Annotated in this window: 22 protein-coding genes and 1 riboswitch; of the genes, 11 read left to right on the forward strand and 11 right to left on the reverse strand. The window is 63.8% G+C overall.

Annotated elements, in window-relative coordinates:
• Positions 1-519 precede the first annotated feature (519 nt).
• Together FJ471_RS21095 and FJ471_RS21100 are read left to right on the forward strand one after the other, a co-directional pair.
• Positions 520-741 carry a hypothetical protein gene (locus FJ471_RS21095; RefSeq protein WP_140806681.1) on the forward strand — a complete coding sequence of 74 codons (222 nt, stop codon included), beginning with the start codon at positions 520-522 and terminating at the stop codon, positions 739-741.
• Between the two features lie 489 nt (positions 742-1,230).
• Positions 1,231-1,452, forward strand: a complete 222-nt coding sequence (locus tag FJ471_RS21100; protein ID WP_140806682.1) for a hypothetical protein — start codon at positions 1,231-1,233, stop codon at positions 1,450-1,452.
• Between the two features lie 324 nt (positions 1,453-1,776).
• Here FJ471_RS21100 and FJ471_RS21105 read toward each other — a convergent pair whose 3' ends face one another.
• Entirely contained in the window at positions 1,777-2,154 is a 378-nt protein-coding gene (locus tag FJ471_RS21105; RefSeq protein WP_140806683.1) for a YkvA family protein, read from the reverse strand.
• Between the two features lie 57 nt (positions 2,155-2,211).
• Positions 2,212-2,394 (reverse strand): hypothetical protein, encoded by a 183-nt coding sequence (locus FJ471_RS21110; RefSeq protein ID WP_040980308.1) that lies wholly within the window; start codon positions 2,392-2,394, stop codon positions 2,212-2,214.
• A gap of 244 nt (positions 2,395-2,638) precedes the next feature.
• On the opposite strand from FJ471_RS21110, the gene FJ471_RS21115 reads away from it, so the two are divergent.
• Positions 2,639-2,788 (forward strand): hypothetical protein, encoded by a 150-nt coding sequence (locus tag FJ471_RS21115; RefSeq protein WP_112100506.1) that lies wholly within the window; start codon positions 2,639-2,641, stop codon positions 2,786-2,788.
• A 28-nt stretch (positions 2,789-2,816) separates the two neighbouring features.
• Here FJ471_RS21115 and FJ471_RS21120 read toward each other — a convergent pair whose 3' ends face one another.
• The 3 genes from FJ471_RS21120 to FJ471_RS21130 all read right to left on the reverse strand — a co-directional run bounded on the left by FJ471_RS21120 (position 2,817) and on the right by FJ471_RS21130 (position 4,985).
• Positions 2,817-3,152, reverse strand: coding sequence for a hypothetical protein (locus FJ471_RS21120; RefSeq protein ID WP_140806684.1), 336 nt, complete (start codon positions 3,150-3,152; stop codon positions 2,817-2,819).
• Positions 3,153-3,518: 366 nt separating this feature from the next.
• Complete coding sequence (locus tag FJ471_RS21125) at positions 3,519-3,908, reverse strand: GNAT family N-acetyltransferase (protein WP_246684785.1); 390 nt, start codon at positions 3,906-3,908, stop codon at positions 3,519-3,521.
• 321 nt (positions 3,909-4,229) lie between these two features.
• Complete coding sequence (locus FJ471_RS21130; protein WP_140806685.1) at positions 4,230-4,985, reverse strand: SDR family oxidoreductase; 756 nt, start codon at positions 4,983-4,985, stop codon at positions 4,230-4,232.
• A gap of 104 nt (positions 4,986-5,089) precedes the next feature.
• Between FJ471_RS21130 and FJ471_RS21135 the strand changes: the two genes are divergently transcribed.
• From FJ471_RS21135 to FJ471_RS35675, 4 genes are all read left to right on the forward strand, one after another.
• Complete coding sequence (locus FJ471_RS21135) at positions 5,090-5,992, forward strand: AraC family transcriptional regulator (RefSeq protein ID WP_140806686.1); 903 nt, start codon at positions 5,090-5,092, stop codon at positions 5,990-5,992.
• Between the two features lie 133 nt (positions 5,993-6,125).
• On the forward strand, positions 6,126-6,383 hold the full coding sequence (locus FJ471_RS21140) for a metal-sensing transcriptional repressor (RefSeq protein WP_140806687.1): 258 nt from the start codon (positions 6,126-6,128) through the stop codon (positions 6,381-6,383).
• A 7-nt stretch (positions 6,384-6,390) separates the two neighbouring features.
• A complete protein-coding gene (locus FJ471_RS21145) occupies positions 6,391-7,323 on the forward strand; it encodes a cation diffusion facilitator family transporter (protein WP_348643358.1) in 933 nt (310 codons plus the stop codon).
• Entirely contained in the window at positions 7,212-7,772 is a 561-nt protein-coding gene (locus FJ471_RS35675; protein WP_348643359.1) for a hypothetical protein, read from the forward strand. Before FJ471_RS21145 ends, FJ471_RS35675 begins: the two co-directional genes overlap by 112 nt.
• A gap of 9 nt (positions 7,773-7,781) precedes the next feature.
• On the opposite strand, the gene FJ471_RS21150 is transcribed toward FJ471_RS35675, so the two are convergent.
• From FJ471_RS21150 to FJ471_RS21175, 5 genes are all read right to left on the reverse strand, one after another.
• Positions 7,782-8,735, reverse strand: a complete 954-nt coding sequence (locus tag FJ471_RS21150) for a DMT family transporter (RefSeq protein WP_181179622.1) — start codon at positions 8,733-8,735, stop codon at positions 7,782-7,784.
• A 227-nt stretch (positions 8,736-8,962) separates the two neighbouring features.
• Positions 8,963-9,367, reverse strand: a complete 405-nt coding sequence (locus FJ471_RS21155) for a VOC family protein (RefSeq protein ID WP_140806723.1) — start codon at positions 9,365-9,367, stop codon at positions 8,963-8,965.
• A gap of 14 nt (positions 9,368-9,381) precedes the next feature.
• Positions 9,382-9,951, reverse strand: a complete 570-nt coding sequence (locus FJ471_RS21160; RefSeq protein ID WP_140806689.1) for a hypothetical protein — start codon at positions 9,949-9,951, stop codon at positions 9,382-9,384.
• A gap of 156 nt (positions 9,952-10,107) precedes the next feature.
• A complete protein-coding gene (locus FJ471_RS21165) occupies positions 10,108-10,848 on the reverse strand; it encodes a CbtA family protein (protein WP_140806690.1) in 741 nt (246 codons plus the stop codon).
• Positions 10,849-11,010: 162 nt separating this feature from the next.
• Entirely contained in the window at positions 11,011-11,220 is a 210-nt protein-coding gene (locus FJ471_RS21175) for a CbtB domain-containing protein (RefSeq protein WP_140806692.1), read from the reverse strand.
• Positions 11,221-11,364: riboswitch (adenosylcobalamin (AdoCbl) riboswitch) on the reverse strand.
• An 85-nt stretch (positions 11,365-11,449) separates the two neighbouring features.
• Here FJ471_RS21175 and FJ471_RS21180 point away from each other — a divergent pair.
• From FJ471_RS21180 to arsC, 3 genes are all read left to right on the forward strand, one after another.
• Positions 11,450-12,025, forward strand: coding sequence for a histidine phosphatase family protein (locus tag FJ471_RS21180; protein WP_140806693.1), 576 nt, complete (start codon positions 11,450-11,452; stop codon positions 12,023-12,025).
• Between the two features lie 147 nt (positions 12,026-12,172).
• Positions 12,173-12,445, forward strand: coding sequence for a PilZ domain-containing protein (locus FJ471_RS21185; RefSeq protein WP_140806694.1), 273 nt, complete (start codon positions 12,173-12,175; stop codon positions 12,443-12,445).
• A gap of 429 nt (positions 12,446-12,874) precedes the next feature.
• A complete protein-coding gene (gene arsC / locus FJ471_RS21190; RefSeq protein ID WP_140806695.1) occupies positions 12,875-13,297 on the forward strand; it encodes an arsenate reductase (glutaredoxin) in 423 nt (140 codons plus the stop codon).
• A gap of 29 nt (positions 13,298-13,326) precedes the next feature.
• On the opposite strand, the gene FJ471_RS21195 is transcribed toward arsC, so the two are convergent.
• Positions 13,327-13,941, reverse strand: a complete 615-nt coding sequence (locus FJ471_RS21195) for a GNAT family N-acetyltransferase (protein WP_140806696.1) — start codon at positions 13,939-13,941, stop codon at positions 13,327-13,329.
• 188 nt (positions 13,942-14,129) lie between these two features.
• Here FJ471_RS21195 and FJ471_RS21200 point away from each other — a divergent pair, with 188 nt between their 5' ends.
• A complete protein-coding gene (locus FJ471_RS21200) occupies positions 14,130-14,351 on the forward strand; it encodes a hypothetical protein (RefSeq protein WP_140806697.1) in 222 nt (73 codons plus the stop codon).
• Positions 14,352-14,377: the final 26 nt, after the last annotated feature.

Genomic DNA, 14,377 nt, shown 5'->3' on the forward strand with positions numbered 1-14,377 from the left:
GTAGAGGCAAGGGGAGGCAATAGCGACACCGACCTTGGTCCGTGCCCGTGGGGAAGGTTAATGGTGGGCGGTTTGCTGGCTCCAGCAGGCGCCTCCGATTCGCGATCGGAAAGCTGCCATGCTCGGCGATGGCAAAAGCCCGCGCCATCCTATTGACGGGGAGGACGCGGGCTGGTTGCCACCTGGACTTTGACCTTGCGGCTCTGCGATGCCGAGACAATCATCAATCGGGCCCGGGGTCCACCTCAAAAGACATATGCTTCGGCAGCGCGAGACGGCAGCCGGCGCCAACCGCTCGCTGTCTTCCCGCCGTTCGTTGTAGACATGAATATACAGCGGCGGGCTCGTCGGATGGCCTGGCTCGCAACCCCATTCCCGTCGACCGCTGCATCCCGACATAAGCCGCTGGAGTCGCAGCACGATTTTGCCCCCAAAAGAAGTCAGGGCCAAGCTGTTGATGGGCTGGACAGCCCCCGGATATATAATGGGTTAAAACCTTGCGGCTCTTGGCAACGCATTATGGACGCCGGTACAAAAAAGCAAAAAAGAAATCAGCGGTTATCGCTCTTTGAGCTTGAGGCGCTGCGGGAAGCGTTCAGGCAGTCCGTTCGTGAGAACGACGTCGCGGAAGCGGAATGGGCGCAGCACGCCGAGCTTTTCGTCAAGAGAGCGCTTCAACAGGCAGCCGTCTCACGCGGGCTTGAGCGTTCCGGCGCTTGGACGCAATTCCAGGACGTGTGAGTGGTGAGGCTCGGCGCCCTCGCGGTAGCCTTCCGTCCGGAATTGCGTCCAAACAAAGAGATGAAGCGCTTTGCCGTCTCCATGAAACGATGACGCTTCGGCGCCGGATGATTTCGGCATTATCGGTCGGACCATTGCGTTGGCGCATAGGACCTCAGCAACAATTGCGGACGCAAGGGGAAACGGACAGTCTATCCCTGCGCCGGCTTCCCCCCAAGGAAACCCAATGGTCGGCGCTTTAGCCCGGCTTGCCTGTCAAAGAGCCGTACTCTTTTACCGCCAAGGCAAGCCGGGCTACCCCAAACCGCCGATACGGCACGCTTCCATTTCGATACTTTTTCAGACACGGCGCCAATGCAAAGAAACGCGCGCGGTGCGGGCGTTGTCACCTACAAGGGGTCATGGTCGCGAACAGGAAATGCGTTGGGGAGACGTCCGATCGTCTCAAGCGACGGAACGAAAAGCGGGGCAGGCGCGTTTTCCGCTGCGATGTCGAAGACCTTTCAGCATCACAAGGCCGAAAGGCCTTTTCAGGCCCCGGTTGCCGATGCCGAGCGCCTGGCGCGCGCGCAAAAGAATGCCAGGCTGAAGGAGCTTCGCACCCACGCTTCGTGGCTGGTGCTCGATCCGCAGGCGCAGTTCCAGGAGGAGATCGACTGTTCGGCGTTGCTCGGCGACCTGTCGATCCGAAAGATCGTCCGCGAGGGCTAAGCTTCTATGGCTTTCAGCCTCAGGCCGGCTGTAGCCGGGCTGCGCCGTCCGCGCGCGATAGCTCGACCAGCCGCGCGATTGCCCAGGGCGTCATCAGCGCGAAGAAAGCCGCGACGTCGACCGCGCCAGATCGAACCCGCTGTGGTCGTAGCAGACTGCGAACTCCATACGCCTGACCCCTTGTTGACCCACCCATTGCGCATGTCGTTTCACGCGCTCGGCGAGCATGACCCTGATTTGCATCAAATACAAGAGGTAGCTAATTTAAACGCCTGGTGGGGCGCTGCTGGCACATGCGCAGCCAGGTCTGCTGGAGAGGCTAAATTAGGCCGGCTTCGGCCAGAAAAGCCAGATGAGGGCCAGCGCCGCCAGCGCCCAGAGCGCGATCATAAAGGCGAGTCCGGCCTTGCTTACCGGCTTCTCGCGTCGCATAGCCTCTTCGCGGAATTCCTGCATCAGATGGGCCGGGACCAGCTTGACCGCGAGCATGATCGCGACAGGCACGATCAGCAGATCGTCCAGGTAGCCGATGATCGGGATGAAGTCCGGGATCAGGTCGACGGGGCTCAGCGCATAGGCGACGGCGCCCGCAGTGGCTTTTGCGTACCAGGGCACACGTGGGTCTCGGGCGGCAATCCAGAGCGCCACCACGTCGCGCTTGAGCTTGCGCGCACACTGCTTAGCCGCATCGAGCATGGACATGTCGCTTATATACGGGTGCGCGGGTCTTCGGGCTATCTGGCGGTCGATGGCGCGGCCTCAGGCGCAATCCTTCATTTCCACAACTTCGACGCCGAGGCGGAAGGCCTGGCCATCGGCATAGGAGCGCGCATGCTGCTCGGCTTCGAAGGGGAAGATGAGCGTCGTGCCGTAGGCGGTGACGCGCACTGTCCATTTCTGGCCCCTGACGAGTTCAACGCCGTGAAGCTTCGCCGTAACCATCTCACCCTCCTCAGATCCGGCACTTCAGCGCCATCCGCATAACGTCGCTAAAGTCATTTGAATACAAATAATCCGACTCAATCGTGTCGTTACGGTGTCGATTCCGACATTGGGTCGTTTGCGTCCGTGAAATGGTTCACCGACAGCAGCGTTTTCTGCTGCCGGCCGCGAGCGGGCGGGATGGCCTGCTTGGAACCGCGACGGCCTCGTGCGGGTTAGAATCCTGGTTCACAAGGAGATCGCCATGATCCGCAAGCTGAAATCCGGCGAATACCGGCTCTATTCGCGCAAAATCGATCCCCGAACCGGCAAGCGCCGCAATCTAGGCACCTTCAAGTCGCGCGAAGCGGCGGAAAAGCACGAACGCGAAGTGCAGTATTTCAAGCGGCACTAGTCAGTTTTCGCGACAGGCGGCGATGGCGTCACCCATGCGGTGTCGGCGGGGTGCGCGGGCGAGGGTGGCCAGGCACGTTGGAGCCGATATGGTCGAGGTCGCAACGTCGCGTCACCATCTCGACCGACTTGGTGTCGACGCTCACGCGCCCCAGCACCTGCACGGTCGTGCGTCCGAGATCCTCGTCGACATGCACGACCTCGCCCTCCAGTCTGAGCTTGTCGCCCGTCTTGGCATTGGGCTCCACCATCGAATAACTATGGCTGTCCCCGTCGAGCTTCAGCGTCACGCGGTCATCGATGCGTTCGACCACCGTGGCGATGACAGCCACCCTGTCGCCTATCTCCACTGCCGGCCGTGTCATTGCGGCCTCCTTTCCGCCCCGCGCGGCATCTCGCCGACGGAGCCGGCTGGCGCCACGTTGAAAGCCGCCAGTCGCTGAAATAAACGGCAAAACAAGCATTTGGTTGCCGCCGACAGCCGCAGGCCGGTCCTTGCGGTCTTGGAAAAATTCGCCCCGATGTCACAGACGGGATTTCCGGCTCGTCATGGCAGCGACACCGCCTTCATGGGCAAGACAGCATTCAACCGCACCGGAACGAACATGGACATGAACACGGCAACGACATCGTCGACGCAACCGCGACCTTCCAGCAACGCGGGCCCAAGTTGGCAAAGCCGTCTCGTCGTGAGTCTGCTGCGACGTCTTCGCGTCAAGCGCAGGATGGCTTCAGCGGCTGTCGTCCGGGACTATGTGCGCAGACTGGCCGAGAAGCCGGCTTCCCACGATCGTCGCGGCGCTGCCGTCTATCTCAACCGCGTGCAATGGCGATCGAGCCAATGCCCTGGTCACCCGTTCGCGCGGGGCGCTGAGAATGTAGTTCGGCGTTTTGGGGAACAAGCCGTGCCGCATGTAAAGTCCCTGCGAGACACGATTGAAGGTGAACGTGATGAGAGCCTTGTGGGCCGCGCCGGATGTGCGGGCGTGCTCCATGGTGCGCTCCAGCAGCGTGTTGCCGATGCCGTGGTCCTGTCGGCCAGGATCGACGAACAGCTGGGCGAGGAACCAGACATCGCCGCAGACCCAGCTTCCAGGCGAAGCCCGCAATGCCCCCGTCATCTTCCGCTACCCAAAGGCCGTCGGGGTCGTCCTCGAGCGAAAACAGCTGGAAATTGGGCGGGCTCATCGCCGCCATCGGGCCAAAGCCGTGCCGAACGGTAAGGTCGTTGATGCTGGCGACCACCAGCGCATCGGTGGCGGAAAGATCATCGGCGCGAGCAGGTCTGTAAACGAGCGACATGGAACAACCCCCGGGATAGAGCGCGAGCCGCAACGCCGACCATAGCAGCTATCCATGCTTGCCGTCTTGGCCGCCGGGCAACGACCGCATCGCTAGGGACGCCGGGGGCCGCGGTGACCCCCGGCATTGCACGCTGCCCCTCAAGCCGCCGGAGACAGGGCGACCGCATCGGCGCCGGCGGGGAAGCGCAGCGTGCCGGTCGTGTCGTTGACGGCCCGCCACACGCCCTCGGCGACATCGATTTCCCTGGTGGTCAGCGCCTTGGTCATGGCTGGATTTGCGAGATCGCCGAAGATTGCCTTGGCGAAGTCGGCATAAGCCTCGGGGATGAGGTCCTGGACATCTACGCCGGTGTTGGCGGTGAACCTTGTCGTCGGCCCGTAGCCAGGTTCGACCAGCTTGGCCAGCACGTTGAAGGGCGCGAGCTCCAGCGCCAGCGAGCCGGTGAACCCTTCGATGGCCTGCTTGCTGGCGGTGTAGGGCGCCGCCAGCGGGAAGGGCGCCAGCGTGGCGCTCGAGGTCACGTTGACGATGACGCCGGAGCGGCGTTCGCGCATCTGCGGAATGACAGCTTGGCACATGGCCATGACGCCGAACGTGTTGGTCTCGAAGACCTTGCGGATATGCGCCATCGGGGTCGCCTCGAAGGCGCCGGCGACGCCGATGCCGGCATTGTTGACCAACGCGTCTATCGGACCCGCCGCTTCGACCACCGCCGCGATGCTTTTGTCATCCGTCACGTCGAGCGGCAGGATGCGCAATGCTGGCGAAGCCGGCAGCACATCCTGGCGTGGGCTTCGCATGGTGGCGACGACGTTCCAGCCGTTCGAGATAAAATGGCGCGCCGTCTCCAGGCCATAGCCCGAGGAAGCGCCGGTGATCAGGATGGTTTTCATGGGATCGTTCCTTGTTGCTCGGTTTTCACGGTGACAAGATTTACGGGCAGGGATCAGGACTATCTATAATTGACAGTCCATATTTTGTTTGTAAAAGTCCTGATATGGTCGATCCGCTCTCCGAAGTCATAGGCTTGCTCAGGCCGCGCGCCGTGTTCACCAAGGGCATCAGCGGCGCCGGGCGCTGGGGTGTCCGCTACGCGGATTTCGGCCATCCAAGCTTCGCTGTCGTCATCGAGGGGGCATGCCGCCTTGCTGTGGACGGCCAGCCGTCCTTGACGCTGGAAGCTGGCGATTTCGTGCTGCTGCCGACCACGCCTGGCTTCACCATGACGGGCTTCGAGCCCGTCGTTCCGACCCTCATCGACCCTAATCTCGCCGCGGCCGCCGCGGAAGAGGTGCGGCATGGCCGGCAGGACGGTCCGCCCGATCTGCGCATGCTCGGCGGCTATTTCCTGTTCGATACCGAGGATTCCGGCCTGCTGGTTTCGCTCCTGCCTGCTCAGGTGCATGTCCGCGGCGTCGAGCGGCTGTCGACCTTGGTCAAGTTGCTGATCGATGAGGCCACCGGGCAACATGCGGGGCGCGACCTTGTGCTCACCCGTCTTGTGGAAATCCTGCTGGTCGAATCCTTGCGCCAGACGCAGACGCCCGACGCGCCGGCCGGCCTGCTGCGCGGCCTGGGCGACGCGCGGCTGGCCGAGGCGATCCGCCTGATGCATGCCGATCCTGCGCGACCGTGGACAATTATCGAGCTGGCGAAGGAGGCAGCACTCTCGCGCTCCGCCTTCTTCGACCGCTTTATGCGCAGCGTCGGTGTGCCACCGATGGAATATCTGCTCGCTTGGCGCATGGCGCTGGCGAAAGACCTGCTCCGACGGCAGGAGGCGGATATCGCAGAGGTCGCCGAGCGCGTCGGTTATGGCTCCGCCAGCACCTTCAGCACCGCCTTCAGCCGCCATGTCGGCCAGCCGCCCGGGCGCTATGCCAGGGCGGCGGCGCATTAGCGACAGAGCAGTGCCACCCCAGCAAAGGCTTGGCCGGCCGATACCTGCCGTTGCGAGCGAAGCATTCTGGAAGCGAAATGTCAGGGTCTATTTGCACGTTGTGGTATCCTGCCCAGGAGGATAGGATACAAGCATGACAGTACACGGCTCCCATCCCGATATCATCGTCCGGCTCAAGCGCGCGCACGGCCATCTCGCCGCGGTGCTCACAATGTTCGAGCAGGGCCGTTCCTGCCTCGATCTCGCGCAGCAGCTCCATGCCGTCGAAAGCGCCGTCGGCAACGCCAAGCGCGAGCTGATCCACGACCACATCGAGCATTGCCTTGTCGAAGGCGGCGAGCCGACCAGGGACACGCTCAAAGAGCTGAAGCAGCTCACCAAATATCTGTGAGGCGGCGATGTGGGAAAAAGTTCTCGACTGGTTCGGCTTCGGCTCGCACGGACATGACCACGGCGGGCATGATCATGGCGGGCATGGCCACGACCATCACGGACCGCACGGCCACACCCATGGCGTGATCGACGCCACCATCGCCACCACAGATCGCGGCATATGGGCGATCAAATGGTCGTTCGCGATCCTGGCGATCACCGCCGCCCTGCAGATCGTCGTCGTCATGGTCTCGGGCAGCGTGGCGCTGCTTGCCGATACCATCCACAACATCGCCGACGCGACCACGGCCATTCCGCTCTGGATCGCTTTCGCGCTGGCCCGGCGCAAGCCGACCCGCACCTTCACCTACGGCCTCGGCCGGGTCGAGGACCTTGCCGGCATCATCATCGTGCTCATCATCCTGGCGAGCGCGCTCGTCGCCGGATATGAGGCGGTCAGCCGCTTGTTCAACCCGCAGCCGGTCCAGTTCCTGGGCTGGCTCGCGGCTGCCGGCATCATCGGTTTCCTCGGCAACGAGGCGGTGGCCGTGTTCCGCATTCGTGTCGGCCGTCAGATCAACAGCGCCGCCTTGATCGCCGATGGCTATCACGCCCGCACCGACGGGCTCACCAGCCTCACCAGCCTCGCGGTCGTCGCCGGCGCGCTCGGCGTCTGGCTTGGCTATCCGCTGGCGGACCCGATCATCGGCCTCATCATCACCGTCGCCATCTTCGGCATCGTTTGGCAATCGGCGCGCTCGGTGCTGACGCGCATGCTGGACGGCGTCGAGCCCGGCCTCGTTGGCGAGATTCGCCACGCCGCCGACCGCGTCGCGGGATCGAAAGAGTGGTCGACGCCAAGGCCCGCTGGCTCGGCCACAAGCTGCATGTCGATGTGGAGATCGCGGTCAATGACGGGCTGCTGCTTGCCGCAGTCAACAACATCGCTGCGTCGCTGAAGACCGAGCTCTTCGCGCATATTCCCGCGCTTGACGTCGCAACGGTGCGCTTTGCCGAGCCGGAAGCCGAGGGCGGTTACCACCATGCGTCCGACCCCTTCTTGGTCTCGGGCAAGCTCGCCAGCGGGCTGCTCGAGATCGTCGACACGCCGCAGGGCGAGCGCATGCGGCTGCGCCTGTCGCGTCACGCCGAAGGCCTGCGGGCGAACGTCGCCATCGAAAGGGCCGGCGGCGCGGTTGAAAGCCTGCCGCTGTCTCCGGTCGGCGGCGATCACCACTATCTGCAAAGCCTGGTCGCTCCGGCCGAGCCGCATGAGTTCAGCGCCAGGCTGCAACTGGCAGCGGGTGCCGACAGCGAGGATCTGCCCTTCGCCATGGCGGAAGGCCATCACCATGAGCACGCGCATGGTGAGACAGGCGCTCTTGGAGTCGGCCCGCGATACACCTAACGTCCGGGGCTAGACTCTCCCAAGGCTGATCAGCGCCGTGCCTACGATCGCCAGCAATGCGCCGGCCCAGGCTGCGGTTGTCGGCCTGTGCCCGCTGCGCAGCCACACCATCGGCAGGATGATGACCGGCGTCATCGAGGACAGCGTCGAGATGATGCCGACATTGCCGGTGCGCAGCGCCGCCATCAGGCAGGACATGCCGAGCGAAGTGCCGACGAAGGCGGAAAGCACGGCAAGCCCGACCGTGCCGAACTGGACAGCCTCCCGTTTCCCCCTGCCGAACGGCGTCGCGGCAAGCGCGACGAACAGGATCACGGCGAGGCCCGAGCGCAGCGCCATCGCACTGAACGGCTCGACGCCGGCAGCCATGGCCGGACGCGCCAGAAGCGTGCCGATCGCTTGGCCGACCGCTGTCGTGACGCCGAGCACGATGCCTGGTCCGAGGCGGCCGGTGAGCGGCGGGCCGGGCGCGGTGCTGACCGGCACGGTGGACGGGGTGACGACCGGCATCGCCGGCGCCAGGTCGCCGCGCTTGAGGAAGCGTCGCGGCATGCCGATGGCCAGCACGATGCCGGCAAGCACCAGCGCGACGCCCAGCGCCTGCCAGCGGCTGACGGTTTCGCCGAGCACGAGATAGCCGAGCGCGAGCGCGAAAGGCGAGGTGAGCGAGAACAGCAGCGCCGTGATGCGCGGGCCGACCGAATAGATGGTGGCGAAATAGGTCGTGCTGGCGATGCTGATGCCGGCGAAGCTCGATCCGGCAAGCAGCCAGAACTCCCTCGGTCCGATCGTGTGCCAGCCGCCGATCGCCATCGACACCGAGCCGGTCATCACGAAGGTCGCGAGCATCTGCCAGCGGGCGAGCTGGAGCAAGGGAACGCGACCCTTGAGCTCGCTCAGGAACATGGAGCTCAGCGCGCTGCATATAGCGGCGGTGACGGCAAAGGCTTCGGGGGCGAACATGGCTGCTGGCGGCTGCGAATCCGGAGGCCGGACGATGCCGATGCTTACGCCAGCGCGCCGCAATGCGCTAGCCGGACTGGCGACGGCACGCCCCAGGCGTGGGCGCGGACACAGGGATGCCAAGGTTGGTCGAGGACGACTGCAGGCATTGCCCGGACATGAGAGCGACGGTGCTGCTGCCCGTCGCTTCCAGGGCGTCATTCCAGCACGGGGGCGCTACAGGCGCTCTATTGCATGGCTGCGGGATTCATCCACAGGAACTCCCAAACATTGCCGTCCGGATCTTCGATGTGGCGGTTGAACATGAAACCGAGATCCTGCACCGGGTTTGGATCGGCACGGCCGTCTGCCGCAACGCCTTTCTCGATCACCGCATTGACCGCGTCCTTGCTGTCGACGGTCAGCTCGATCAGCATCTGGCTCTCGCGCTTGGCGTCGCCGATCGGCCGGGCTGTGAACTGGCTGTAGTGTTGATGCGTCAGCAACATGACCCCGATCGTTTGGGAGAACATGATCGAGCTGGCCTGATCATTCGAAAACTGCGGATTGAGCTTGCCGCCGATCGCGAGATAGAACTTGGTCGCTGCCTGCAGATCGCGCACCGGCAGATTGAGGAAGAGCATCTGGGTCAGCCGGCGTGAGCCAGTCAGACCGCGCGTGCGCGTCTCGCACCGAAGATCGACCACGCGGCCGTCATCATAGCCGCGATCATGGCCAGCACGACCGCCAGGCTCGGCAGATGGAAGACCATCTCCCGCCATCTGGGCTCGACGACCGCGCCGGTGCTGAAGGCCTCGCCGCTGTACTGGCACAGGATCCAGGAGGCGCCGCTGCGCACCATGTCGGCATCGATGGCGGAGATCAGCGCCTTTGCCTCGTGCGCGGCCGACGACATCGTCGCCATATAGGTCAGCAGCGCCTTGGCGGTGGCGAGATAGGCATGGCTGCATTCGTTGAACGGGCTTTCCTCGTCGCCGAGGCTGCCCGGCATCAGGCCCCATAGGCAGTATGTGAATTGCAGGTTGCCGTGATTGTAGAGCCGCCGGAAGGTCGGGTCGGTCACGGTCTGTGCTTGCGCAAGTGCGAGAATGTCGCCGCGGTAGCGCGCGATCACCGCCATCTGGCCGTGTGTGAGGCTGGGGATCTGGATGCCGGGGGGAGGCGGGGTCGAGGAGCCACTATGCGCTTGCGCCGATGTCGTGGTCAGAAGTGCCAACAGCAGCGCAGCCGAGCAATTCCAGGAAAAGTGTGCCGCGGTTTTCCGTCCGGAGTTGCGAGAAAACAAAAGACCAAGGTGGTTCAGCGGTCGTATCGACCGTTGAGCCAATTTGGCCGCCAGTGCGAGGAACCGTGGCGGCCGGTACATCGGATTTCAGGCGTAGCGCCGGGCAGGGCCGCGCTGGTCGCGCACCGCCACCACGCGCTCGGCAACCGCGCCGAAGCCGAGCCCGACGACGGTCCAGAGCACGAGCTGGATGCCGAGCGAGGCGACACGGAACTGCCAAAGCACCGTCGCCGAGAAGTTTTCAGGCACTTCGTTGATGTCGGGAAGCGCTGCCTTCACCAGCGCGAAGACGACGAGGAAGGCGAGGCCCGCGACGATCGAGGCGTTCCAGGCGCCGAGCTGCTTCCACAGCCGTTGGGCCAACCCCACCGCCGCCACCATGGCCGCGATCGAGACCACGATCATGATGAAGAACAGCTCGGTGCGGTAGCCGATGGTCTCGGCATTGCCGACCGCGGGCGGGTTGGCCGGATATTTGAGGCTGGGCACCACGATCACGGCCAGGAAGCCGAGCACCGCGATCAGCGCCGACGTGCCACGCGGCCCAAGCGAGCCCAGACGGCCATAGGCATAGGCAAAGACCAGCGAGAACAGTCCGCCGAGCGCGGCGCCGTAGACCAGCACGCCGGTTGCGAGACCGATGCCGGCCTGCGTGGAGCGGCTGACCATCTCGGGCTCCGGTGCCTCGCCGGCGGCCTGGGCCTGTGATTCCTCGAAGGCGATTGCCTTGTCGACCTGCGGCTCGCCATAGACGCGGGCAAAGGCGAACGCCAGAATCCCCGCAACCAGCCCGACAAGCATGCCGCGCAGCAAAAGTTTTCCAACCATGTCACTTATCCCTCTGAGCAATTCCAGGAAAAGTGCGTAGCGGTTTTCCGTCCGGAATTGCGTTCAACCAACCAAGCAATTCCAGGAAAACTGCGTGCCGGTTTTCCGTCCGGAATCGCGTTAGACCAGAATCGAAAGCGAGTTCGGCGATGCCGAGCCGCTTTAGTGGCAGGGGAAGCCGAGCAGGTGGCGGCCGTCATGCACGAATTCGTGCACCGCCGTGCCGCGGATCAGCGACGTCGCGCCTTCTTCAGCCCCGACGAAATAGATGGCCAGCATCAAAAGCAGCCCGCCGAAGATAGCCCAGGGCAGAAGCTCGCGAACCGGAATCGCAACCGGACCGTAGCTGGGGGCGAAGGTGGTGTCGGACATATGGACCTCCCGTGGGATACTGCGTCCCGTTGATCGAACAATGCTGCGGAATAAGGCCTGACTTTCGGCTGATGCCGATCACAGTGGCGCGACCGTGCCGGATTCGCACCGGCTTCCAATCCCGTATAGCGCTAAAACACTTGTCAGCACTTCGTTCGCCTGTCAACGACATCTAATGGCCAACACGGCTTCGCGCGGCCGAAATTTCACTGGACCACGGAGTTTTGGGATGCTCGCCCGCCTGACGATGATCGCAAGCGGCGCGACGCAGGCCACGCGCAAGGGGCGCTTTCCGCGTGACGAGGCGCTGGAGCCGCGAGCCCTCGATCGCGCCGTCGCGGTGGCCGCTTCGCTGCGCCGCGCCGACCGCGTCTGGACAAGCCCGGCGCTGGCCGCGCGGCAGACGGCCGAGGCGCTCGGCCTTGATGCGACGGTCGAGCCGCTGCTTGGCGAGCAGGATTTCGGGCGCTGGGCCGGCCGAAGCTTCGAAGAGGTGCAGGCAGAGGACCCGGAAGGCATGGCGGCCTGGTTCGCCGACGCGGACGCGGCGCCCCATGGCGGCGAATCGCTTGCCGCCGTCGTCCGGCGCGTCGCCGCGCTGATGGAACACCTGGCCTCCGAGGGCGGCCACACCATGGCGCTCACGCATGCCGTGCCGATCCGCGCCGCCATGGTGCATGTGCTGGGTGCACCGCTCTCCTCGGTCTGGAAGGTCGACATCGAGCCGCTGTCGCACACCGAGTTCCGCAGTGACGGCCGCCGCTGGGTGCTGCATGCGAGCGGGTTCGCCCCCGGCGCGAAATAGCGCCGGAGAACCACTCTCCTGCGGAGGAGCCGCAGCGGGGCCAGGACGAGCTTCGCCGTTTCAGTGATCGCTAACGGAACGGAAACGCCTCGCCGCTATGGTGCTGCCCCGTGGCGAGAAGAACCTCGCCCGAGGAGCCCGCCGGATATGGCCGATTATCCCGAGACCGAGCGCCGTCTTAATGTGCGCGAATTCGTGCTCAAGGAAGCCACGATCGTCGTCAATGGCGTCAGGATCGGCTGCTCGGTCAGGAATCAGCATGAGCAGGGTGCCGAATTGCGTATCGCCGCCGATGTGAACATCCCGGACCGCTTCCTGCTCGAGGTTCCGGCCGACGACATGGCCTATCGCGCCCTGGTACGATGGCGGCGCAACGACCGCGTCGGCGTGGCGCTCTACAGCAACGCGCCGAAGGACTGACGCGCGGCCGTCTCACCAATTCGTCATTTGATCCTGCCCTGGGTGACGTGCAACCGGGCACGCATGGAACGCAACCGGCGCGAGCGCGTTCATTGCTGCCGATCGACAGGGATTTACGAATGAGCAGGACAGCCGTTTGGGTGGCGCTGATCGCCATCGTTCTCGTGGGCCTTTACCTGTTGCAGGCCAATGGCATGATCAGATTTTAGCAGCCCGACCGACCGTCGCAGCAGCAGCGGCTCGCGTGGCAGCAAGGCTGGCTTGCCGCTGCCTGTTGCCTAAGCCAGAGGTCACGCGGCTTGCAGCTTGAAGGTCGTGTCGACAGCTCGACCTCGACGGCGCCGCCAACCAGGCTTAGCCAAGCTGGGCGATGCAGTTCCATGGTGGACCCCAAACCGTTCAGTAATATCAGCCACTGAAAGCATAGCCATGACGATCACGATCTATCACAATCCCGCTTGCGGCACCTCGCGCAACACGCTCGCCATAATCCGCGCCAGCGGCGAGGAGCCGGTTGTGGTCGAGTATCTGAAGACGCCGCCAAGCCGCGGGCGGCTGCTGGAACTGATTGCGGCGATGGGGATCTCTGCGCGCGAGCTGTTGCGGGAGAAGGGGACGCCCTACGCCGAACTCGGCCTCGCCGATCCGAGATGGAGCGATGACGAGCTGATCGATTTCATGCTCGCCCATCCGATCCTGATCAACCGGCCGATTGTCGAAACGCCGAAGGGCACAAGGCTATGTCGGCCATCGGAGGTGGTGCTGCCGCTGCTCGACAATCCGGTGCATGAATTCGTCAAGGAGGATGGCGAGAAGGTCGCCTATTCGAGCAATTCCAGGAAAAGTGCGTAGCGGTTTTCGGTCCGGAATTGCGACTCTTCTTAGGGCGCCAGATGCTTCATGAAGTAGATGGAGGCTCTCGGTTTGCCGAACGGGTCGACGAAATGATGCGGCACGACGCCGACCTCCTGCCAGTTCATCCGCCGATAGAGCCGTTCGCTCGCTCCGCCCTCGGCAGTGTCGAGAAGGAGCAAGGAGCGTTTTCTTTTCGCTGCCTCCTCTTCGACTGATGTCATGAGCGCAGAGCCGATGCCTTGCCGCTGGAAGTCTCGATGAACGAGAAGCTTGTACACCTCTGCCCGGTGCAGCGCATTCGGCTCCGGCGACAGATAGAGCTGGACGGTGCCGACGAGATTGTTTTCGAGATAGGCGCAGATGAGGAGGCGTTCCCCGTCCGCCACGGAGTGGAAGACGCCTTGCCAATGGGACCGCGCCTCCTTGGTGCCGAACGGCAGGACGAAGCCGACGAGCGCCCCATCCTCGATGCTCTGCATCAATATCTCGGCGAGGGCGCCGAGTTGCGCCTGTGCCTCGGCCTCGTCGATTACCGCGATACGCATGTGTTCCCCCGTTTGAGGCTCGACAGATAATGGGCTTTGGGCAAGCCGTGAAGGCCGAAGCGTCTGCGGCTGCCGTGGGTCGATAGCCTCGGTCACGCCGTCAGCGCCCCTCCTTGAGCGCCGTTGGCAACCGCAGGCCGCCACCAAACTTTACATTTTTGTAAATTGCCCTCGGCAGTTAACTCGCGATACGGCTGGAAGGCGGCTCGGTTCGCTTATCCACTTGTTGGGCAACAGCACTTCCGGATGAACGGGCCGGGCCGTCCTCAATTTGGGAGAACGCCATGATTCGCAAGGTTATGATTACAGCTTCGGTTGCAGCGTTTTTCAGCATGCCGGCATTCGCGGCCACGCAATATTGGGTGGCAAAGGACGCCACCACCAAGAAATGCTCTGTGGTTTCGACGAAGCCGGACGGCAAGAAACTGACCGACGCCGGGACAAAGGCCTATGCGTCGCAGACCAATGCCGACAAGGCGCTGAAGCTGCTGAAAGACTGCAAGTAAGCTGCTGCATTAAAGCTCTCGCCCGC

The organism is Mesorhizobium sp. B2-7-1 (assembly GCF_006440735.1).
Lineage (GTDB): Bacteria > Pseudomonadota > Alphaproteobacteria > Rhizobiales > Rhizobiaceae > Mesorhizobium.